The organism is Mesorhizobium sp., from assembly GCF_965229135.1.
Lineage (GTDB): Bacteria > Pseudomonadota > Alphaproteobacteria > Rhizobiales > Rhizobiaceae > Mesorhizobium.
This window is the reverse complement of sequence record NZ_OZ245860.1, coordinates 1,718,310-1,738,457: the sequence shown is the minus strand read 5'-3', so window position 1 is coordinate 1,738,457 and position 20,148 is coordinate 1,718,310. Positions and strand designations below refer to the sequence as shown.

Below are 20,148 nucleotides of genomic sequence, written 5' to 3'. Positions count from 1 at the left end.
TGGTTTCACTGCCCAAACATACTGCCTTGTTGTCCTACTTCCTTATTCCCCTGACTTTACAGCTTGTCGATCACAGACTGTACGCCCTCGGTGGGCGCATCGACCGAGGTTCCGGCCACCATGATGGCGGCGACTATCGCTTCGGGATCGGTGACCACCAGCGGTTTCACTCTCTGTGCGGTGTGAATGAAACCCTCGGCGGACATGTGATCCAGCAGCGCCAGCATCGGATCCCAGAATCCCCCGACATTGCCGAAGACGATCGGCTTGCGGTGGTGTCCAAGCTGGCCCCATGTCATGATCTCGACGATTTCCTCGACAGTTCCGATGCCGCCCGGCAACGCCACAAAGGCGTCCGATTTCTCGAACATCCTGTGTTTGCGCTCGTGCATGTTTTCGGTGATCAAGAGCTCGTCGAGCCGGTCAAGCGCGGTTTCGGTCGCTTCCCTGTTGATCAGGAAGCGCGGAATGATGCCAGTAACCTTGCCGCCGGCCCGCAGCGCACCCTCGGCGACGGCCCCCATGATGCCCTTGGTGCCGCCGCCATAGACCAGCCGCAGGCCAGAACGGGCTATCGAGCGCCCAAGCAGGTGCCCGGCCTTCACATAGGTTTCGTCTCGGCCCGGAGACGAGCCGCAATAGACGCAGACGGATCGAATCGTGTTCATGAAACTGATTGGTGATTGGGTCCGTAACCATGGTCAAGCCCATGTCGGGCTTTTTCTTGTCGGCCTTTGCAAAACACGCTAGACCGGCATTAGGTGGCTAAGGGGCAGGGAAATATGGCAATTAATCCATTGAAGGCGTTTTTGTTCGCGGCGGGTGGGACCGTGGCCGCGGCCGGGACAGCCTATGTATCGGGCGCACTCGACCCGTATCTCAAACATACGCCGCCCGCGGAAGTCGCGGCATTGACGCCGCCGGCCGGTACCGAGGCAAAGCCGGCCGCATCTGGCACGGAAGGTCGGCTTCCCGCCGCACCGGCACCGTCGGCGCCTGCTTCGGGCGCAAATGCAATGGCGCCAGCGGCGCCCGCCAGCAACGCGATGGCGCCGGCAAAGCCATCGGAACCAGCCACCGCGCCCGCGATGGCTCCAGCTCCGACGGTAGCCGGGCCGGTCGTGCCGACCTTCGATGTCGTGCGGGTTGAAAGCAACGGCTCGATCGTCGTCGCCGGCAATGCTGCCGCCAATGGCAAGGTCGAGATACTCAACGGCTCGATGGTTCTCGGCTCGACGGTCGCCGGCTCCGATGGCGCGTTCGTCATTGTTCTGGATGACCCGCTGAAGCCCGGCGACTATACGATCACCCTGCGTTCGACTACACCAGACAAGGCCGTGATTGCTTCGGCGCAGACCGCGGTCGTCTCGGTTCCAGCCAACGCGTCTGGCCAAGTGCTGGCAATGGTCGAGGAACCAGGCAAGCCGTCGGAACTCATCACCGTCCCAACGGCCGAGAAAAAGCCGGAGACGCAGGCTGCCGCCGCACCGACTGCCGCCCAGCCGAGTGCGGAGGCTCCCGCCGCCGTGGCGCCGGCAGCATCTGCAGCCGCGGCGCCTGTCGCGGCGGATGCCGCTCCGGCAAAGCCAGCCGCAACGGCGTCAGCGACTGCCGCTGCGGCAGCAGCGGAACCCAAGATCGTCGTCGAAGCGGTCGAGATCGACGGCAACAAGATTTTCATCGCCGGTCTCGCCGATGCCGGCCGCAAGGTCCGCGCCTATGCCAACGACATCCTGCTTGGCGACGCGCAGACCTCGCCCGACGGTCATTTCCTGGTCGAGGCGACGCGCGACATTCCGGTCGGGAACTATACCATTCATGTCGATGGCCTCGATGCCGACGGGGTGAAGGTGATTGCCCGCGCGGCCGTGCCGTTCGAGCGCGAGCCCGGCGAGGCGGTCGCCGCGGTGGCGCCGGCTGAGACAAAGCCCGCCGATGCAAAGCCCGCCACGGTCGCCGCCGCTGAAGCGCCGTCCGCTCCTGCGACAGACGCTCCGGCCACCCAACCGGCCGCGCCCGCCGTTGCCGCCGCACCCGCGCCTGCCGCCGAAACACCCGCACCGGCTACGGCACCGGCACAGGCCGTTGGCGCGGCGCCAGCGCCCGCTGAGGCTCCGGCTCAAGTCGCGGCCGCGACGCCTGGGGCGGACGTACCCGAGATTGTCGCGCCAAAGCTTGAGCATGCCGATGGCGCCGTCATCATCCGCCGCAACGACACGCTGTGGCGTATTTCGCGGCGCGTCTACGGCCACGGCGTGCGCTACTCGACCATCTATCTGGCCAACCAGGACCAGATCCGCGATCCCGACCGCATCTGGCCGGGACAGGTGTTCAAGGTCCCTGAAAAGTCTAAGGAAGGCGAAGCCGCCAATCTGAAGGCGATGGGCGACCAGGCGACGACGGCTCCGACCAAGACAGAATAAACCGCTCTGCCCATCAGGGCAGGTTGCGATGGAACAGGTCATCGTTTATCGCCGATGAACGATGACCGAATCCCGCCTAGGACCTGACCGCAATTGCGGCGCGCCGGAAAGCCGCGCCGTAGCCGCCCGGCTTGCCGCCCTGTCGCATCCGGCGCGCATCGAGATACTGAAACATCTCTCGGCCAGCAATTCCTGCTGTTGCCGGGACGTGGTCGATCATCTCGACCTGGCGCAATCCACCGTGTCGCAGCATCTGAAGGTCCTGGTCGAGGCCGGGTTGGTCCGGTTCGCGCCGGACCGGCAACGCTCTCGCTATGAGCTTGACCATGACGCGCTGGCCGGTGTTTCCGCATCGCTGGCCGCGCTCGTCAATTCCTGCTGTGCCGACAATAAGAGATAAGAAAAATGGCCGAAAAAACCGTCTCCGCCGACTCAGGCTCGACCTTCAAGACGCTGCTCAATCTATGGCCCTATATGTGGCCGGCCGATCGCGCCGACCTCAGGGCGCGCGTCACCTGGGCGACGCTCTTGCTGGTTGTCGCCAAGCTGACGCTCGTCGCCGGCCCCTATTTCTTCAAATGGGCAACCGACGCCTTGGCCGGCGACGCCAAGTCGGTGCCGCCGCTGCCGTCGTTCCTGCTGGCGCCGGTCATGCTGGTGGTCGCCTACAATGTCGTGCGGCTGGTGCAACTCGGCTTCAACCAGTTGCGCGACGCGCTGTTTGCCCGCGTCGGGCAATACGCCGTGCGCCAGCTTGCTTTCCGCACCTTCGTGCACATGCACCAGCTATCGCTGCGTTTTCACCTGGAGCGGCGCACCGGCGGCCTGTCGCGTATCATCGAGCGCGGCACCAAGGGCATAGAGACGATCGTCCGTTTCATCATGCTCAACACCGCGCCGACCATCCTGGAGTTCGCGCTGACCACCGGCATCTTCGCCTACACCTATGGCTGGAAGTATGTGGTCGTCGTCGCGGTCACGGTCTGGCTCTATGTCTGGTTCACTGTCAGGGCGAGTGACTGGCGCATCGGTATCCGCCGGGACATGAACGACAGCGACACCGATGCGAACACTAAGGCGATCGACTCCCTGCTCAACTTCGAGACTGTCAAATATTTCAACAATGAGAGCATGGAGGCCGAGCGCTTCGACCGTTCGATGGCGCGCTACGAGATATCGGCCACCAAGATCTGGACGTCGCTTGGCTGGCTGAATTTCGGTCAGGGCATCATCTTTGGTATCGGCACCGTCGTTGTCATGTGCATGTCGGCATTGGAGGTCCAGCGCGGCACCCAGACGGTCGGCGATTTCGTCTTCATCAACGCCATGCTGGTGCAGCTTTCGGTACCGCTCAATTTCATCGGCTTCATCTACCGCGAAATCCGCCAGGGCCTGACCGATATCGAGCAGATGTTCGACCTGCTCGACGTACCTCAGGAGATCGTCGACAAGCCTGATGCCAAGCCGTTGGTCGTCGGCGCAGGCAAGGTCGAATTCCGCGACGTGCATTTCTCCTACGATCCCAACCGCAAGATCCTGAAGGGCGTAAGTTTCGAGGTGCCGGCCGGCAAGACCGTTGCCATTGTCGGGCCGTCGGGCGCTGGAAAGTCGACGATCTCGCGGCTCTTGTTCCGCTTCTACGACATCCAGAGCGGAGCGGTGCTGATCGACGGTCAGGATGTTCGCGACGTGACGCAGGAGAGCCTGCGTGCCTCCATCGGCATGGTGCCGCAGGACACGGTGCTGTTCAACGACACCATCGCCTACAATATCCGCTACGGCCGCACCAGCGCCAGCGAGGAGGATGTGCGCAAGGCGGCTGAACTGGCCCAGATCGGGCCGTTCATCGAGCGCTTGCCTGAGGGGTATCGCTCGATGGTTGGCGAGCGTGGACTGAAGCTCTCCGGCGGCGAGAAGCAGCGCGTGGCGATTGCCCGCACCATCCTGAAGGCGCCGCCCATCCTGATGCTCGACGAGGCAACCTCGGCGCTGGACAGCCATACCGAGCAGGAAATCCAGGCCGCGCTTGACTTGGTCAGTCGCGGTCGCACGACGATCGTGATCGCCCATCGGCTGTCGACGGTGATCACAGCCGACGAGATCATCGTTCTTCGGGACGGCCAGATCGCGGAACGTGGCACGCACGCGGAGCTGATGCGCAAGCGCGGCCTCTACGCCTCCATGTGGGATCGCCAGCGGGAAGCGACAGAAGCCGAAGAACGGCTGCGCATCGCGCGTGAGGGCGACGAGCTGGGTGTCATTGTTCGCCGTCGCACATCCGAGGTGAGCTGACTGCCAAGAAAGGTTCCGATTTCCGCTTGACCTCAACCTAAGTTGAGATTGTAGACCTCCGATTGAAGGTGCCGATTGTGCCCTTTAGTCATCGGAGGTATGCAAAATGGATCAACCAGATCAACAGTTTGGCGACAGCAGCGTGTTCAGGGTGGACAAGTTCGTCGTCCCGGCCGAGGCCCGCGAAGAGATACTCCGCAAGGTCAGCGCGACGCATGAATTGCTGCGCCTGCAAGACGGGTTCGTGCAGGATTTCCTGCTCGAGCAGTTCTCGGGCCCGGGCGAGTTCAATCTCGTCACAATTGTCGAGTGGGAGAACCAGGCGGCCATCGACAATGTCGTGCCAATCGTCAAGGCGGCGCAGGCGCTTGTCGGTTTCAATCCTCAGGAAACGCTCACCCGGCTGGGCGTCCGCGCGGACATCGCCAATTACCAGCGCATTCCCGGTTTCTAGTCAGGCTCGCGGATGACAGCTTTTCGCTACCACGCGGTGCATGCGCTGGCTGCATGGCTGCCGCCTTTGACAGTCTGATTGTCGCGTTGCGGCGGCCGGGGGTTTCCGATAGACAGGCCGGACCTGAAATGGAGCCTGTTTTCAACCGATGAGCCTCGTCGACACGATCAAGAATGCGTTCGTTCCGATCCATCGCGAAGGCTATCCGTTCATTGCCGCCTTTGGCGCGGCAACGCTTTTCCTTGGCTATTTCTCGTCGATCCTGTTCTGGATCGGTCTCATACTGACGGCATGGTGTATCTATTTCTTCCGTGACCCCGAGCGTGTCACGCCGGTTGACGACCGTTTGGTCGTGAGCCCCGCCGACGGCATCATATCGGCGGTTGGACCGGCCGTCCCGCCACGCGAACTTGGACTTGGCAATGGCGAAATGACCCGTATCTCGGTGTTCATGAATGTCTTTTCCTGCCATGTGAACCGCGCCCCGGTGCGCGGGCGCATTTCCAGGATCGAGCATCGGCCAGGAAAATTCCTCAATGCCGAACTCGACAAGGCAAGCACGGAGAACGAGCGCAATGGCCTGGTCATCGAAAGTCCGAACGGCGTTGTCGCCGCCGTGCAGATCGCCGGCCTGGTGGCGCGGCGCATCGTCTGTTGGGCCGAGTCCGGCGGCACGATCGCCGTTGGCGAGCGTTTTGGCTTGATCCGATTCGGTTCGCGCGTCGACGTGTTCCTCCCGTCGACCGCCACGCCGCGCGTGGCTGTCGGCCAGACGGCCGTTGGTGGCGAGACCGTGCTGGCCGAATTCGGTGGCGTAGCAGGAACACCTCTCGTACGGATTTCCTGACCGTGGGCGCGCCGTTCAAGAAATTCGAGGCGCATGGCAGCGGCGGCCCGCGCATTCGTGAAATACCGATGCGCATGGTGCTGCCGAATCTGGTCACCGTGCTTGCCATCTGTGCCGGCCTGTCCGGCATCCGCTTCGGTTTCGAAGGCCGTTTCGAGACCGCGGTGGTGATGGTGCTGCTCGCCGCCTTCCTCGACGGCATCGACGGGCGTCTGGCGCGGATGCTGAAGGCGACATCGAAATTCGGCGCGCAGATGGATTCCCTGGCCGACATCGTCAATTTCGGTGTGGCGCCCGCTTTGGTGCTTTATGCTTTCATGCTCGACCAGGCCGGCTCGCCGGGCTGGATCGCCGCGCTCCTGTTCGCGATTGCCTGCGGGTTGAGGCTCGCCCGCTTCAACGTGCTTGATGAGGAAATCGATCGCCCGTCATGGCAGAGCGAATATTTCGTCGGCGTGCCGGCGCCGGCGGGCGCCGTGCTGGTGATGCTGCCGCTCTATCTTTCATTCCTGCGGCTCGGAGTCGAACCAACCCGGCCGACAGCTTTTGTCGCAACCGGCTTCACGATACTGGTCGCCTTCCTGCTGGTCAGCCGGCTGCCGGTCTATTCCGGCAAAAGCTTCAAGATACCCGGCGACAAGGTGCTGCCGATCATCCTCGGCGTCGTCCTCTACATCCTGCTCCTGATGACCTATCCGTGGTATACGCTGACGGCGTCGGTCGCGGGCTACCTGGTCTTCCTGCCGTTCAGCGTGCGTGCCTATTCGAAGCGCGCCAGGATTGAAGGCGAGAAGGTGCCGCCCTCGGATATTGGCTGACCGCTACGCGGCGACTCCAAGCCTGTCGAGCGCCAGCTTGCGGGTTGAGACATAGTCGGTCTTGCCGGAGCCCAGCACAGGAATTTCCCTCACCTTTACGATGTCATTTGGCACCATCAACTCGGCCGCGCCTGCCTGTCTGCCGAACCTGCGCAATTCTTCCGGGTCGGCGTCCTCGGCGGTGGTGACCAGAACGATGCGCTCCCCCCGGCGCTTGTCGGGCACCGCGACCGCCGCGTGGCGCTGTTCGGGCCATAGCGACTGCACCAGCATCTCGACCGCACCCAGCGACACCATCTCGCCGGCGATCTTCGCGAAGCGCTTGGCTCGGCCACGGATTGTTATGAAGCCTTCGCGATCGACGGCGACGATATCGCCCGTGTCGTGCCAGCCGGTCAGCGGCTGCAATTCGCCGGGGCGATCGGCGGTCATGTAGCCCATCATCATGTTCGGGCCGTCAAGCCACAATTGCCCGGCATCGCTTATGCCTTCGACAGGCTCGAGTTTCATGCGCATGGCCGGCAAGAGCCGGCCGACCGTACCGTCGCGGCCATGGATCGCGGTGTTGACGGCCACAACGGGCGCGGCTTCGGTCAGGCCGAACCCCTCGATGATCTCGGCCTGGAAGCGCTCGCGATAGACACGCCGTGTTTCCGGCTTCACCGCCTCGGCGCCGGCGACAACGAAACGGAGGCTTGAGAAATCGCCTTCCTTGGCGGTGCGGGCATAGTTGGCGAGGAACGTGTCGGTGCCGAACATGATGGTCGGCCCGACCTTGCGGGCGATTTCGGGGATGATCTTGTAGTGAAGCGGCGAGGGGTAGAGGAACAGTTTCACCCCGGTCACCAATGGCAGGATGGTGCCGCCCGTCAGCCCGAACGAGTGGAAGACCGGCAATACGTTGAGCAGGATGTCGGCCGGCGAGATGGTGATCCGGGCCTCGGCCTGCATGGCGTTGGCAAGCAGGTTCTTGTGCGACAGCACCACGGCCTTGGGCGTGCCTTCCGATCCGGAGGTGAACAAGATCACTGCCGGCTTGTCCGCATTCTGTGGCTGCAACGGCCAGCGCCAGAGAACGGCGGCCGTCAGCTTGTCCAGCGTCGTCACGCTTTCGCGCAGATCCTCCAGCCAAAGCAACCTCGCGCCGCCTGTTTCGACGGCCGTGACAATGTCGGCGAGACCGGCCTTCTCGATGAAGGCGCGAGACGAGACCACCGTACGGATGACCGCCGTGCGGACGGCGGCGGTGACGCTCGCCGGGCCGGCTGTGTAGTTGATCATCGCCGACACCCGTCCGCCCGACAGCAAGCCGAGCAGCGTCAGCACGACGCCGTTTGCGTTGGGCAGGAGCACTCCAACCGCTTCGCCCGGCGCGGTGATGGCTTCGAACCGACGGCCCAGCACCCGGGCGCCGATGAACAGTTTTCTATAGCTCAGCGCGCCGCTGATGACGTCCTCGATGATCGAATGAGAGGCGCCGACGCGGTCGGCGGCGTCGCGCATGGCGAGAAAGAGCCCGCGGTCGAGATCGGTGGCGGCAAAGCGAGCCTCGGCGAAACGATCAAACAGGGCATTGGTGTTGGATGCCTGGTCGGGGTTTCGCGCCACCAGTTCGGCGATGCTCATCGGCTCAAGTGCGCTGATGGAGAGGCGCGGAAACCAACGACGCGGTACGGTTTCCGCGGGTGTCAGCGATACCGGGAGGTAACGCGCGCCGCTGACGAAGATCGGTACGATGCGCGCGTCGGCCTGCATGGCGATGCGGGTGACGGCGCGAAACAGCCGGAATGATTTCACATCCGGCTCGACCGCATCAGGCAGATAGACGGCAAGTCGGCCCTTGCCCTTCAGCACACGCACCAGACGGCGGCTGACGAAGACATGTTCGGTGTTGAAGGCAATGGTGCGGCCAAGCTCGCGCCACGGCTCCAGCCAGGGTGACCTCGCCGAGGCGTCGTCCAGGATATGCAGCGTGTCTTGCGGCAACAGCGACAGCATCAGTGCCGGTTCCATACGCGATTGATGCGAGATCACGTAAATGACCGGGGCTTGGGCTTTGCGAGCGACCTTGATACGATCGTCCGCGATCCGGTAGGCGAGCTTGAACGGCACATAGAGCAGGGCCTGGGCAAAGCGCAGCCCGAGCCGGAATCTTTCCACCACTGCGATCATCAGCCAGGCTGCAATCAGCCCGGCAAGCAGCGCCAGCGTCAGGATCATGCCGCATCCCTCCCGTTCTCGCTCCGCGGCTCTTGGCGGCCGCTTCGGCACGAACCTAGACGATGTGGGGTCAAGGTCAATGCGGAAGGGAGCGCTCCTGCTTGGCCCCTCAAGGAGGAAGAAGGCGCTATGCCGCTTTCAACCTCGAGCTGATGAAGCGGAATTCCTGCGTCTTGCCCCCATAGCCATAAGCGGCAGCCGGCACTTCATGCACGAAGGCATAACTTTCCTCATGCACTGAGCCGAGGATGCGGCCGAAAGCCGCGAAGATCGCCTCGAGATAGGCTTCCAGTTCAAGCTTTGTGTTGGTGCCGTCGACCACCTTGATGTCCAACCAGAAGGTGTTTGCGCCATGCTCAGCCAATGACTTGCCCCCGGCGAACCAGTGTTGCGGATCGACGTAGGATATGGCGACCGCGGTGATCGTGGGATCCTTGCGCAACTGCGTGGCGGTGATCCCGGTCACTTCGTTGGCGATTCTGGCGGACAGGGCGGCGTCAGGCTTGCCGGTGACGCTGATGTTGATGATAGGCATTTTCCTTCTCCTTGTTTGAGCGGCGTCTGATCGCCGTTGAAAGCACGATGTCACCATCCGCGAGTCAAAAAAATCGAATTGTTTTTAAGTGAAGATTCGATATTATCAAAGTATGCAATTGCTTGATCCTGACCTCCTCAAAACATTCCTCGCCTTCGTCGATGGCGGTAGTTTGGCGCAGGCTGCATCTATGGTCGGCCGCTCCCCTTCGGCGGTGACGGCACAGATGCAGAGGCTGGAGGAGATTGTTGGCGAAGCGCTGCTGATGCCGCAGGGGCGCGGACGTGGACTGACGCCGGCCGGCGAAGATCTTGTCGGTCATGCGAGGCATATCCTGTCCGTGCACAGCGAGGCGTGGCTTGCCCTCAAAGGGGTGCGAGCCGACGGCCGGGTCGCTATCGGCACGACACAGGATTTTGCCGACAGCGGTCTGCCTGATCTGCTGAGGGCGTTCGCAGTCAGCCATCCGCGCGTCAGGATCGAGCTGCGCGTTGGCCGCTCGGTAGAACTTGCGCAAGCGCTGCAGTCCGGCCTTCTTGATCTGGCGATCGCCATGCGCCAGTTCCCGACGCCGGACGAAGTCGGCATCCTCAGGGAGCCGATGGTCTGGCTGTGTTCGCAAAAGGGTCTGGCGTCGCGGCAGGACGATGTGCCGCTGGCACTGCTCGATCCGCATTGCGGTTTTCGCGATGCCGCAATCGCCACCCTTGACGCGGCAGGGCGGCGCTACCGCATCGCGGCGACCAGCGCCAGCCTCGCCGGCCTGCGCACGGCGGTGAGTGCCGGCATCGCGCTGACGCTGAGAACGGCGCGGTTTGCGCAATCCGGTATCGTCAGGGCGCCGCGCGAGTTGCGACTGCCCCAGGTGCCTGTTGCCGAATTCGCCATAAGACTGCGTGATGAAGCGCAATCTCCCGCCCGTGATCTGGCGGCGCTGATCAGCGATCGTCTTGCCTCATCTGGCGGCTTCGGCTGAGCGCAAGAAAAAGCCGACCTTGCGGTCGGCTGGAGGTAGGACGGGCAAGGGGTTTGGGGGGACTTGGGGTGCCCGTCGCGACAACAATGCCTCAAACACATGATGGTTCCGCGACACCGCGAAATTTTCAGATCGGGATCGCCGCGCGTTGTTGCCTTGTCGTCAGCCAGTCGCGTCCGGCATGGGCGATCACGGCGCATAGTACGATGGCGCCGCCGATCATGCTGGTGGCAGGAGGAACCTCCGACAGGAAAAGGAAGGCAAACAGGACGGCGAAAGGCACTTCGGCCGAGCCTAGCAGGCCGGCTTCGGGAGCCGGAATGAGCCGTGCCCCCTCAGTCCACAATATGGATGACAGCGCGAACGACGCCCCGAAGGTCACGAGCAGGACGATGTCTCTGGGTGAGACCGCCAGCGGTTTGGTGACGAACCAGCCCAGAACGAACAGAAGGAACGCAGACACGGCACCCGCCCACACCACCGGCGTCTGCCGGAAGGCGCGAACCATGATCATGTAGAGCGCGCTGCCGATCGTCATCAGCAAAGCAAGAAAATCGCCAAACAAGTTGCCGGTGCCGAAACCGGACCAGACCATGATCGCCACGCCACAGAGCGAGACCGTGGCCGCAATCATCGTCTGCGGGCGAAACCGCTCCCTGACCAGCACGAAGGCAAGCAGGGCGGTGACCAAGGGGGCGGTGGCGTAAATGATCGCCACATTGGCGACGAAGGTGAACTTGAAGGCGCAGATGAAGGCAATACTGGCCAGGGCCCCCTCGACCGCCAGCAGCCATCCGCGCCAGCCGAGGCGCAGGCTTTCACGGCCGCCGGAGCGTTGCCGGCGCCACAGCACATAGAGCGTGATCAGGATCGATCCGACAAAGCCGCGCCAGCAGATGATGGTCAGCGGATCGGCGTGGATGGATTTGGTCAGCACCCCGGTAAGGGCGAACACGGCCGCCGACGCCGATACCAGGACGATGCCCAGGGTTCGCTCGGTTGAGGTGCTGTTGCCGCGCATGCTCATGAATCCTTCGCCATGTCGGATACTAGTCCAGCCCGTACTGACACCCTGCTGTCAGCAAGGACCAATTGGGTGGGGTTGCCCGCGGAGTTTTACGCCCTCTTGCGAAAACGTTCGTTGCCGACGATCAGCAGGCCTGCCGAGACGATGATTGCCGCGCCGATGAACACTTCGGGGCGCGGCACATCTCCCCATATCGCAAAGCCCAGCGCGAAGGACCAGATCAGTGATGTGTATTCGAGCGGCGCCAGGATCGATACGGGCGCGCGCTTCATGCCTTCGAACAGAAGATATTGCGCGATGCCGCCTAGCCCGCCGACGGTAGCCAGCAGCAGCATCTGGTCCCACGTTATCGCCTGCCAGAAAAAGAAGGTCGGCACCGCCGAGAACGCCAGGAAAAAGGCATTGCTCAAGACGAGTTGGATCATCGTGCGCTCGGCAAGCGAGGTCTTGCGCATCAGAATGATGGCGATGGCCCACAGAACGGCGGCGGCCAGCACCAGCAGCACCGGCATCGACAGTCCGAGACGGGTTGGGTCGCAAGCGACGAAGACGCCGGCGAAGCCCAGGAACACCGCAAGCCAGCGCACGGCAGGGACCTTCTCGCCAAGCATCACCACGGAAAGCACCGTGATGATGATAGGGGCCGCGTAATAGATGGTGGTGAGTTCGGCCAGTTGCAGGCTTTTGGCGGCGTTGTAGAAACATATCCAGGCGGCAAGCGTAAGTACGCTGCGCAGGAACATGGGTAAGAGGACGGACGACCGCACAGTGTCCTCGAACAGGCGACGCCCGCCGATTGCCGCGCATCCCACCAGGATCGTGATGCTGCGAAAGAACATCACCTGCCAAACGGTCATGCCGGCAACCAGAAGCTTTATCGAAGCATCCTGCGTGGAAAAAAGGAAATACGCCGCGCCCGTGAACAGGATGCCGGCCAGCACCCTTTCGCGTGTTTCAAGAATGGCAATGTCGGCCATGCGGCGCGGGCCTGCTCAGGGGAAATGAGTGCGAAGAGGCAAAGCGAAGACTTTGATAATCAGGCTTCTTATCGATACGCTATACGGGCGAAAAACGAGCTCGCGCTACGCCAGTCGTGGGCTTGCGTTGGGGCAGGAGTTGCATCGCCTTGGGGTGCAGGCAGATCTCCCTCTGTACCGCGCCGCTGGGCCAACCGCATCCGCGGTCACAGCAAGCAGTTGCCGAAAGGATTGGAAATGGACGCGACCGGATTGAAGGCCATGCAGGCACCGCTGAAGGAGATCTATCGCAACGATGCGGAGCGTGCGCTCATCACGCTCACGGCGAAGGGCTCGATCGATGACCAGTCGATTGCCTGCAAGGTCGAGACGGGCAGGGCGCTTGCGGTCGCGGGACTGCATCCGGCGACCGGTGGTTCTGGGCTTGAGCTGTGCTCGGGCGACATGCTGCTCGAGGCCCTGGTGGCCTGCGCCGGCGTGACGCTCAAGGCGGTGGCGACGGCGCTGGAATTCAAGCTCGGTGCCGCGACGGTCGAGGCTGAAGGCGACCTCGACTTTCGCGGTACCCTTGGCGTCGCCAGGGATGCGCCGGTCGGTTTCCGCGCCATCAGGCTCAAGTTCAGCCTCGACACCAATGAGCCGCAGGAGCGCATCGACACGCTGCTCAAGCTGACTGAACGCTATTGCGTGGTGTTCCAGACCATCAATCAGAAGCCGGAACTCACGGTGAGCGCGAAACGCTGAAAAGCGTTGCGGCATTCATTGAAATGCGTGCGCCCGCGGCTTTGTCGGTCACACGCAGCCCATCGATCTCGACGTCGTGTGTTTATTGCGCCGAGGGAACTTCGTTGTCGCCCTCGTCGGTAAACGGCGACGCGCTCGGCACACACTGCAGCGACCAGCCGGCCGGCGTCGGCTGCTTTTGATATTCGGCGACAGCGGCGGTGCATTGTTCGCGCTTGTCGAAGGTGCTGGGGAGAACGGCCATACCGCCCCCTGGGCCGGCGATTACCAGATACCAGACCAACGCTACGGTCGTCGAAGCCATGGGAGTTTCCTTCTTCTGCCCGGTTCGGGCGCTGTAGTTGGAGTCGAACCGAATCTATCAACTTCGTCGGGGTGGCGAAAGCGTGACCGGGTTCGCGGCTTCCCGCCACCATGTCACAGCCGCGTGAAGGAAGACCGCGGCGCTTCGAATCGTCGGCTGCCCGCTGCTATTCCGGTTGCCGGTAGGAAACGAAGCGATTGTACTTGGCCTGGAAGATCTGCCCGGTTTGTTGCAACTCAGGACTGGCGAGAGGCACGATGAGCCTCGCGATTTCGGACGGATGCGGCAGCGTCTCCGGGTCCTCGCCGGGCACGGCCTGCGCACGCATGGCGGTACGGGTGGCGCCAGGGTCGGCGGCATTGATCCGCAGCGGCAGGCTTTGCGTCTCATGTGCCCAGGAGCGCACCATGGCCTCGATAGCCGCCTTCGATGCGGCATAGGGGGCCCAGAAAGCCCGCGCGGAATGGGCGAGGCTTGAACTCAGCACGATGGCGCGGCCGGCATCGGAAAGACGCAGCAGCGGATCGACGGAACGGATCAGGCGCCAGGTCGCCGTGACGTTTATGTTCATGACCTTTTCGAAGGTCTTCGCCTCGATATGGCCGATCGGCGAGATCACGCCGAGCACTGCCGCATTGGCAACCAGGATGTCGAGCTTGCCCCATCGCTCGTGGATGGCACCGCCCAGCCGGTCGATGCCGGCCATGTCAGCGAGGTCGAGCGGCACCAGCGTCGCCTGGCCACCGGCGGCCTTGATCTGGTCGTCGAGTTCTTCCAGTCCGCCGACCGTGCGGGCAACCGCTATGACATGGGCGCCCGCGGCGGCAAGTTCCCTGGCGATGAAGTAGCCGATGCCACGCGAGGCGCCGGTGACAACCGCGACGCGGCCGGAAAGGTCGAGAGTCATGGGCAGGAATCCGACTGGCAAAAAGTAAACACTCCCATGCCCGACGGGGCAGGGAAGTGCAAAGAGGAAGGCGAGTAGTGGTGCGGCAACCCTACGATCCGCTCGTCGCCAGCAGCGACAGCGTGCGCACATTGTCGTGGCCTTCGAAGTCGAGCAGGCGGGTCGGGTATTGGCCGGTGAAGCAGGCGTCGCAGAATTGTGGCTGGTCGTTGTCGCGGCTTGCCTCGCCGACGGCGCGGTAGAGACCGTCGATGGTGAGGAAGCCGAGCGAATCGACGCGGATGAACTCGGCCATTTCCTCGATCGACATGCGAGACGCGAGCAGCTTCGACTTTTCAGGCGTGTCGACGCCATAGAAGCAGGATGCGCGTGTCGGCGGCGAGGCGATGCGCATGTGCACTTCCTTGGCACCAGCGTCACGCACCATCTGCACGATCTTCTGGCTGGTGGTGCCGCGCACGATCGAATCGTCAACCAGCACGACGCGCTTGCCCTCGATCATGCGGCGGTTGGCATTGTGCTTGAGCTTGACGCCCATGTGGCGGATCGAATCGCCTGGCTGAATGAAGGTGCGGCCGACATAGTGGTTGCGGATGATGCCGAGCTCGAACGGAATGCCGGCGGCCTGGCTGAAACCGATGGCGGCAGGCGTTCCCGAATCGGGCACCGGCACGACGATATCGGCCTCGACCGGATTTTCCTGTGCCAGTTCGGCGCCGATGCGCTTGCGCACCTCATACACATTGCGACCCTCGACCGACGAATCGGGACGGGCGAAGTAGACATATTCGAATATGCAGAAGCGGGTTTTCTGCGGCTCGAACGGAAAGAGGCTCTCAATGCCCTTGGAGGTGACGACCACCATCTCGCCAGGCTTCAGGTCACGCACGAAGCGCGCGCCGATGATGTCGAGCGCACAGGTTTCGGAGGCCAGGATCCAGGCGCCGTCGAGGTCGCCCAGCACCAGCGGGCGGATGCCGAGCGGATCGCGGCAGCCGATCATCTTCTTGGCCGTCATCGCCACCAGTGAGAAGGCGCCTTCGACCTGACGTACCGCGTCGATGAAGCGCGAATTGAGGTCGCGTTCCTTGCTGGTCGCGACCAGATGCAGGAGCGTCTCGGTGTCGGAGGTGGAGGAGAATATCGCGCCCTGCTTTTGCAATGCGCGCTGAACGGTCATGGCATTGGTGAGGTTGCCATTGTGAGCGATCGCAAAGCCACCGTCGGCAAGTTCGGCGAAGAATGGCTGAATGTTGCGCATGCCGGCGCCGCCCGTGGTGGCGTAGCGCGTGTGGCCGATGGCGCGGTTGCCTTGCAGGCTGTCGATGACGCGCTGCTTGGTGAAGGTGTCGCCGATCAGGCCGACATGACGTTCGACATGGAATTGCGTGCCGTCATAAGAAACGATGCCGGCCGCTTCCTGGCCACGATGCTGCAGCGCGTGCAGTCCAAGTGTCACGATGGCCGCGGCGTCCTGCCGGCCAAAAATACCGAACACACCGCACTCGTCGTGAAAATGATCGTCGGCTTCGGCGGAAAGCACGTCGTCTGCGTCTGCCATCTTAAGCTCCGCTAAAATCGCCATATAGTGCGGGTTCGCGTCGAAAGCAACGCGCACCGATCAGCCATTCACACCATCATCGACTTTTTGTAGTCAGTTTGCCGGCGCGGTGTTGGCTGGTGCCTGATTTGCAGGCGCATTGTCGCCCGGCGCCGCGTCGTTGTCATCAGGCGCCGGGGTGTTGGCATCGTCGCCTGTGGCGGGAGCATCGGCAGCCGGGGCTGCCGGCGCTCCGGCGCCAGCCTTCGAGCTGAGCTTCTTGAGGATTGCATTTTCCGTATCGGCGGGCATCAGGCTTTCAAGCTTGGTGCCAATCGATTCGAGCAATGGCCGCGACTTGGCGTCGGCGACCCAGGCCGGGGCCTTGGCGCCGGCAAGCCAATTGAAGAACATCAGGGCGACGGCGACAACCAGGATGCCGCGCGCCGCGCCGTAGAGGAAGCCGAGTGTGCGGTCGAGCGCGCCGATCCTGGAATCGATGATCCAGTCGGCGAGCTTCATGGTGATGACGCTGACGACGATGAGCGCGACGATGAAGACGATGCCGGCGGAAGCCGCCATGGCGATCTTGTCATTGTCGATATGCGGCTGAATGTAGGGCAGAAGCGGCTTGTAGAAGAAGAAAGCGGCAGCAGCTGCTGCTGCCCAGGAAACCACCGAAAGGACTTCGCGCGAGAAACCGCGAACCATGGCGAGCATCGCCGACACCAGGGTGAAGCCGACGAGAATTCCGTCAAGCAGCGTAATCGGCATGTCTTTCGCCCCACTCCATGAGCCGCATCACTCTTCCTCGTCCACGCGGCTGCGGCGTGTGCCGGCTATGCGTGCGACGAGATCGGCAAGCTCGGTGGGCTGGAAGGAACCGGCCCCTATCCCCCCGGCAAGTTCCCCGCTGCCCGATGGCAGAACCGCGCTTCCGAAACCCAGCTTTTCGGCCTCCTTGAGGCGCGATTGCGCATGCGCAACCGGCCTCACGGCGCCCGAAAGGCTGATTTCGCCGAAATAGACGCAATCGGCCGGAAGGGCAAGGCCGGTGAGCGAGGAAACCAGTGCAGCCGCGACTGCCAGGTCGGCCGCGGGTTCCGAAATGCGATAGCCGCCCGCGACGTTCAGATAGACGTCATGCTGGCCAAAACGGACACCGCAATGCGCTTCGAGAACCGCAAGGATCATCGATAGCCGCGAGCCATCCCAGCCGACCACCGCTCGGCGCGGCGTGCCGAGCGACGATTGCGCGACCAGCGCCTGAATCTCGACCAGCACCGGCCTCGTCCCTTCCATGCCGGCGAAAACAGCCGCTCCGGGTGATTTGGCATGGCGCTCGCCCAGGAAAAGCTCGGACGGGTTGGCGACTTCGCGCAGGCCTTTGTCGGACATTTCGAACACGCCGATCTCGTCGGTGGGGCCGAAGCGGTTCTTCACGGTGCGCAGGATGCGGTAATGGTGGCCGCCTTCGCCTTCGAAATAGAGCACGGCGTCCACCATATGCTCGACGACGCGCGGACCGGCGATCTGGCCTTCCTTGGTGACATGGCCGACCAGCACGATGGCGGCGCCCGTGGATTTCGCATAGCGGATCATCGCCTGCGCGGCGGCGCGAACCTGGGTGACGGTGCCCGGCGCCGAATCGGCGAGGTCGGTCCACAGCGTCTGGATCGAATCGAGGATGACGAGGTCCGGGCGCTTACCATCGGCGATGGTTGCCAGGATGTCCTCGACATTGGTCTCGGCCGCCAGTTCGACAGGTGACGACGCAACCCCGAGCCGCTGCGCCCGAAGCCTGATTTGTGCCACCGCCTCTTCGCCTGACACATAGACGATGCGGTGGCCTTTTGACGCGAGTGCCGCGGCGGCCTGGGTAAGCAGCGTGGACTTGCCGATGCCGGGATCGCCACCGACCAGGAGTGCGGAGCCGCGCACGAAACCGCCTCCGGTGGCGCGATCAAGCTCGCCGATGCCAGAGATGATGCGCGGTGCATCCTCGATGTCCCCAGACAGCGTGGTCAGCACCACGGCGCGACCCTTGCGCGCGTTGCGCGTGTTGGCCGGTCCGGAGCCGATGCCGCCAGAGGTACCTTCCTCGACGAGGGTGTTCCATTCCCCGCAGGCATCGCATTTGCCGGCCCAGCGCTGGTGCACGGAGCCGCAATTCTGACAGATGAACTGAACGCGCGATTTGGCCATCAGGCGCGGCCTGCGCGAAACACACGGCGTTCCGTCAGCCTGGGCGTCACTATGGTGAGGCGAAATGAAAGGCAGGCCAAAGGCTACTCGAACCTCTCCGGAATATGATGCTCTTCGGCCAAGTCGGAGAAGCGGGTGAACTCGCCCTGGAACGCCAGGCTGACAGTACCCGTGGGCCCGTGGCGCTGCTTTGCGACGATCACTTCGGCCTTGCCCTGGCACTCGTTCATTTTTGCTTCCCAGGCGAGGTGTTCGGGCGTGTCCTTCTCCGGTTCCTTGTTCTTGATGTAATATTCTTCTCGGTACACGAACAGCACCACGTCGGCGTCCTGCTCGATCGAGCCCGATTCACGAAGGTCGGACAACTGCGGATGTTTGTCGTCGCGGTTTTCGACCTGACGAGAGAGCTGGGAAAGGGCAATGATCGGAACGTTCAGTTCCTTGCCAAGCGCCTTCAATCCAGTGGTGATCTCGGTAATCTCCTGCACGCGGTTCTGCGAGGATTTCGAGGATGAGCCCTGCATCAGCTGAATATAGTCGATGACGATCACATCAAGTCCGCGCTGACGCTTCAGGCGCCGTGCGCGGGCGGACAGCTGGGCGATCGAGATACCGCCGGTCTGGTCGATGAACAGCGGCCGCTTGTGGTTTTCCTGGGTATAGGCAACGAGCTTCGCGAAATCGGTTTCGGTGAGATCGCCGCGTCGGATTTTCGAAGACGGTATCTCAGTCTGCTCGGAGATGATGCGGGTTGCCAGCTGTTCCGACGACATTTCCAGCGAGAAGAAGCCGACGACGCCGCCATTGGCGGCCTTGAACGAACCGTCCGCCTGTGGCGCCGGCTCATAGGCGGCGGCGATGTTGTAGGCGATGTTGGTGGCAAGCGAGGTCTTGCCCATGCCAGGGCGGCCGGCGATGATGATCAAGTCGGACGGCTGCAGACCGCCCATGCGATGGTCGAGATCGCGCAGGCCCGTGGAAACACCGGACAGATGGCCGTCGCGCATATAGGCGGCGCCAGCCATGTCGACGGCGGTTTTCAAGGCATCGGAAAAGCTTTCGAAACCCCCATCGTAGCGGCCGGTTTCGGCCAGTTCGAACAGGCGGCGTTCAGCGTCCTCGATTTGCTCGGCCGGCGACATGTCCACCGGTGCGTCATAGGCGATGTTGACCATGTCCTCGCCGACGGTGATCAGCGCGCGCCGCGTGGCAAGGTCATAGATGGCGCGGCCATAGTCGGTCGCGTTCACGACGGTGACGGCCTCGACCGCCAGCCGCACGATGTATTGAGCGACCGTCATGTCGCCGACCTTCTCGTCGGCTGGCAGGAAGGTCTTCAGCGTGATCGGCGTCGCCACCTTGCCCATGCGAATGAACTCGGCCGCGATCTCGAAGATCTTGCGATGCAGCGGCTCATAGAAATGGCTGGGTTTCAGGAAGTCGGAGACCCGGTAGAAGGCGTCATTGTTGACGAGGATCGCGCCCAGCAGCGCCTGCTCGGCCTCGATGTTGTTCGGTGCCTCGCGATAGAGCGGTGTTTCCGCCACGCCGAATTTTCGCGCCGCTTCTGCCATGATACCCCCGATCTTGATCCCGACCCGTCGCTAGCAGAGACGATTGGCGGGGCATAAACAAACTTCGACTTATCCCGCTTGTGCCCGCGATTCACAGCATCGAAAAAATTACTCTGCAATGCACGCGAAATTCGATTGACGAATCGAGTGGCAACGATATCGCCGCGTTTGGAACAAAACAAGAAAATTGAACGCTCTCCTGATAAAGCGGAAAAGCTGTGACGTCGGTGTGGAGCTCAGCTGGACTAGCTTCCAGGAACCGGCGCTCGGCCGGCCGGCATGTCGGATCGAGAAGAGATCGAACA

General features: G+C 62.7%; 19 protein-coding genes. 8 read left to right on the top strand and 11 right to left on the bottom strand.

The features are described from left to right. Positions 1–56 precede the first annotated feature (56 nt). Positions 57–668, bottom strand: coding sequence for a TIGR00730 family Rossman fold protein (locus ACO07C_RS08550; protein ID WP_421913740.1), 612 nt, complete (start codon positions 666–668; stop codon positions 57–59). Positions 669–782: 114 nt separating this feature from the next. On the opposite strand from ACO07C_RS08550, the gene ACO07C_RS08545 reads away from it, so the two are divergent. The 6 genes from ACO07C_RS08545 to pssA all read left to right on the top strand — a co-directional run bounded on the left by ACO07C_RS08545 (position 783) and on the right by pssA (position 6,834). Next, complete coding sequence (locus tag ACO07C_RS08545) at positions 783–2,423, top strand: LysM peptidoglycan-binding domain-containing protein (protein WP_421913739.1); 1,641 nt, start codon at positions 783–785, stop codon at positions 2,421–2,423. 61 nt (positions 2,424–2,484) lie between these two features. Next, the gene (locus tag ACO07C_RS08540; protein ID WP_421913738.1) at positions 2,485–2,823 is read left to right on the top strand and encodes an ArsR/SmtB family transcription factor; all 339 of its coding nucleotides are present in this window, start codon (positions 2,485–2,487) and stop codon (positions 2,821–2,823) included. 5 nt (positions 2,824–2,828) lie between these two features. Then, positions 2,829–4,715, top strand: coding sequence for an ABCB family ABC transporter ATP-binding protein/permease (locus tag ACO07C_RS08535; RefSeq protein ID WP_421913737.1), 1,887 nt, complete (start codon positions 2,829–2,831; stop codon positions 4,713–4,715). 106 nt (positions 4,716–4,821) lie between these two features. After that, the gene (locus tag ACO07C_RS08530) at positions 4,822–5,169 is read left to right on the top strand and encodes an antibiotic biosynthesis monooxygenase (protein ID WP_421913736.1); all 348 of its coding nucleotides are present in this window, start codon (positions 4,822–4,824) and stop codon (positions 5,167–5,169) included. 148 nt (positions 5,170–5,317) lie between these two features. Next, on the top strand, positions 5,318–6,016 hold the full coding sequence (locus tag ACO07C_RS08525; RefSeq protein WP_421913735.1) for a phosphatidylserine decarboxylase: 699 nt from the start codon (positions 5,318–5,320) through the stop codon (positions 6,014–6,016). 2 nt (positions 6,017–6,018) lie between these two features. Further along, positions 6,019–6,834: a CDP-diacylglycerol--serine O-phosphatidyltransferase gene (gene pssA, locus ACO07C_RS08520; RefSeq protein WP_421913734.1), complete on the top strand. Its 816-nt coding sequence runs from the start codon at positions 6,019–6,021 to the stop codon at positions 6,832–6,834. A gap of 3 nt (positions 6,835–6,837) precedes the next feature. On the opposite strand, the gene ACO07C_RS08515 is transcribed toward pssA, so the two are convergent. Both ACO07C_RS08515 and ACO07C_RS08510 read right to left on the bottom strand, forming a co-directional pair. Continuing rightward, positions 6,838–9,054, bottom strand: coding sequence for an AMP-binding protein (locus ACO07C_RS08515; RefSeq protein WP_421913733.1), 2,217 nt, complete (start codon positions 9,052–9,054; stop codon positions 6,838–6,840). A 127-nt stretch (positions 9,055–9,181) separates the two neighbouring features. Next, positions 9,182–9,589 carry a tautomerase family protein gene (locus ACO07C_RS08510; RefSeq protein ID WP_421913732.1) on the bottom strand — a complete coding sequence of 136 codons (408 nt, stop codon included), beginning with the start codon at positions 9,587–9,589 and terminating at the stop codon, positions 9,182–9,184. A gap of 112 nt (positions 9,590–9,701) precedes the next feature. Here ACO07C_RS08510 and ACO07C_RS08505 point away from each other — a divergent pair, with 112 nt between their 5' ends. Beyond that, positions 9,702–10,565, top strand: coding sequence for a LysR substrate-binding domain-containing protein (locus ACO07C_RS08505; RefSeq protein WP_421913731.1), 864 nt, complete (start codon positions 9,702–9,704; stop codon positions 10,563–10,565). 127 nt (positions 10,566–10,692) lie between these two features. Here the strand turns inward: ACO07C_RS08505 and ACO07C_RS08500 are convergent, their stop codons facing one another. Next, complete coding sequence (locus ACO07C_RS08500) at positions 10,693–11,586, bottom strand: DMT family transporter (RefSeq protein WP_421913729.1); 894 nt, start codon at positions 11,584–11,586, stop codon at positions 10,693–10,695. A gap of 95 nt (positions 11,587–11,681) precedes the next feature. Beyond that, positions 11,682–12,569, bottom strand: coding sequence for a DMT family transporter (locus tag ACO07C_RS08495; RefSeq protein ID WP_421913728.1), 888 nt, complete (start codon positions 12,567–12,569; stop codon positions 11,682–11,684). Positions 12,570–12,806: 237 nt separating this feature from the next. Here ACO07C_RS08495 and ACO07C_RS08490 point away from each other — a divergent pair, with 237 nt between their 5' ends. Then, entirely contained in the window at positions 12,807–13,313 is a 507-nt protein-coding gene (locus ACO07C_RS08490) for an OsmC family protein (protein ID WP_421913727.1), read from the top strand. An 82-nt stretch (positions 13,314–13,395) separates the two neighbouring features. Here ACO07C_RS08490 and ACO07C_RS08485 read toward each other — a convergent pair whose 3' ends face one another. From ACO07C_RS08485 to ACO07C_RS08460, 6 genes are all read right to left on the bottom strand, one after another. Further along, a complete protein-coding gene (locus ACO07C_RS08485) occupies positions 13,396–13,617 on the bottom strand; it encodes a hypothetical protein (RefSeq protein WP_227348258.1) in 222 nt (73 codons plus the stop codon). A 166-nt stretch (positions 13,618–13,783) separates the two neighbouring features. Further along, positions 13,784–14,524, bottom strand: coding sequence for an SDR family NAD(P)-dependent oxidoreductase (locus ACO07C_RS08480; protein WP_421913726.1), 741 nt, complete (start codon positions 14,522–14,524; stop codon positions 13,784–13,786). A 91-nt stretch (positions 14,525–14,615) separates the two neighbouring features. Beyond that, positions 14,616–16,085, bottom strand: a complete 1,470-nt coding sequence (gene purF, locus ACO07C_RS08475) for an amidophosphoribosyltransferase (protein ID WP_421913725.1) — start codon at positions 16,083–16,085, stop codon at positions 14,616–14,618. Between the two features lie 93 nt (positions 16,086–16,178). After that, entirely contained in the window at positions 16,179–16,838 is a 660-nt protein-coding gene (locus ACO07C_RS08470; RefSeq protein ID WP_421913724.1) for a CvpA family protein, read from the bottom strand. Between the two features lie 27 nt (positions 16,839–16,865). Continuing rightward, entirely contained in the window at positions 16,866–18,269 is a 1,404-nt protein-coding gene (radA, locus tag ACO07C_RS08465; protein ID WP_421913723.1) for a DNA repair protein RadA, read from the bottom strand. An 83-nt stretch (positions 18,270–18,352) separates the two neighbouring features. Then, positions 18,353–19,843, bottom strand: coding sequence for a replicative DNA helicase (locus tag ACO07C_RS08460; RefSeq protein ID WP_421913722.1), 1,491 nt, complete (start codon positions 19,841–19,843; stop codon positions 18,353–18,355). Positions 19,844–20,148: the final 305 nt, after the last annotated feature.

Excerpts from the sequence above, each read along its gene's own strand:
- purF (WP_421913725.1), bottom strand. The coding sequence starts at position 16,085 with ATGGCAGACGCAGACGACGTGCTTTCCGCCGAAGCCGACGATCATTTT.
- ACO07C_RS08495 (WP_421913728.1), bottom strand. The coding sequence starts at position 12,569 with ATGGCCGACATTGCCATTCTTGAAACACGCGAAAGGGTGCTGGCCGGC.
- ACO07C_RS08470 (WP_421913724.1), bottom strand. The coding sequence starts at position 16,838 with ATGCCGATTACGCTGCTTGACGGAATTCTCGTCGGCTTCACCCTGGTG.
- ACO07C_RS08550 (WP_421913740.1), bottom strand. The coding sequence starts at position 668 with ATGAACACGATTCGATCCGTCTGCGTCTATTGCGGCTCGTCTCCGGGC.
- ACO07C_RS08545 (WP_421913739.1), top strand. The coding sequence starts at position 783 with ATGGCAATTAATCCATTGAAGGCGTTTTTGTTCGCGGCGGGTGGGACC.
- ACO07C_RS08525 (WP_421913735.1), top strand. The coding sequence starts at position 5,318 with ATGAGCCTCGTCGACACGATCAAGAATGCGTTCGTTCCGATCCATCGC.
- ACO07C_RS08460 (WP_421913722.1), bottom strand. The coding sequence starts at position 19,843 with ATGGCAGAAGCGGCGCGAAAATTCGGCGTGGCGGAAACACCGCTCTAT.
- ACO07C_RS08500 (WP_421913729.1), bottom strand. The coding sequence starts at position 11,586 with ATGCGCGGCAACAGCACCTCAACCGAGCGAACCCTGGGCATCGTCCTG.
- ACO07C_RS08530 (WP_421913736.1), top strand. The coding sequence starts at position 4,822 with ATGGATCAACCAGATCAACAGTTTGGCGACAGCAGCGTGTTCAGGGTG.
- ACO07C_RS08480 (WP_421913726.1), bottom strand. The coding sequence starts at position 14,524 with ATGACTCTCGACCTTTCCGGCCGCGTCGCGGTTGTCACCGGCGCCTCG.
- ACO07C_RS08485 (WP_227348258.1), bottom strand. The coding sequence starts at position 13,617 with ATGGCTTCGACGACCGTAGCGTTGGTCTGGTATCTGGTAATCGCCGGC.
- ACO07C_RS08515 (WP_421913733.1), bottom strand. The coding sequence starts at position 9,054 with ATGATCCTGACGCTGGCGCTGCTTGCCGGGCTGATTGCAGCCTGGCTG.
- ACO07C_RS08535 (WP_421913737.1), top strand. The coding sequence starts at position 2,829 with ATGGCCGAAAAAACCGTCTCCGCCGACTCAGGCTCGACCTTCAAGACG.
- radA (WP_421913723.1), bottom strand. The coding sequence starts at position 18,269 with ATGGCCAAATCGCGCGTTCAGTTCATCTGTCAGAATTGCGGCTCCGTG.
- ACO07C_RS08505 (WP_421913731.1), top strand. The coding sequence starts at position 9,702 with ATGCAATTGCTTGATCCTGACCTCCTCAAAACATTCCTCGCCTTCGTC.
- ACO07C_RS08510 (WP_421913732.1), bottom strand. The coding sequence starts at position 9,589 with ATGCCTATCATCAACATCAGCGTCACCGGCAAGCCTGACGCCGCCCTG.
- ACO07C_RS08490 (WP_421913727.1), top strand. The coding sequence starts at position 12,807 with ATGGACGCGACCGGATTGAAGGCCATGCAGGCACCGCTGAAGGAGATC.
- ACO07C_RS08540 (WP_421913738.1), top strand. The coding sequence starts at position 2,485 with ATGACCGAATCCCGCCTAGGACCTGACCGCAATTGCGGCGCGCCGGAA.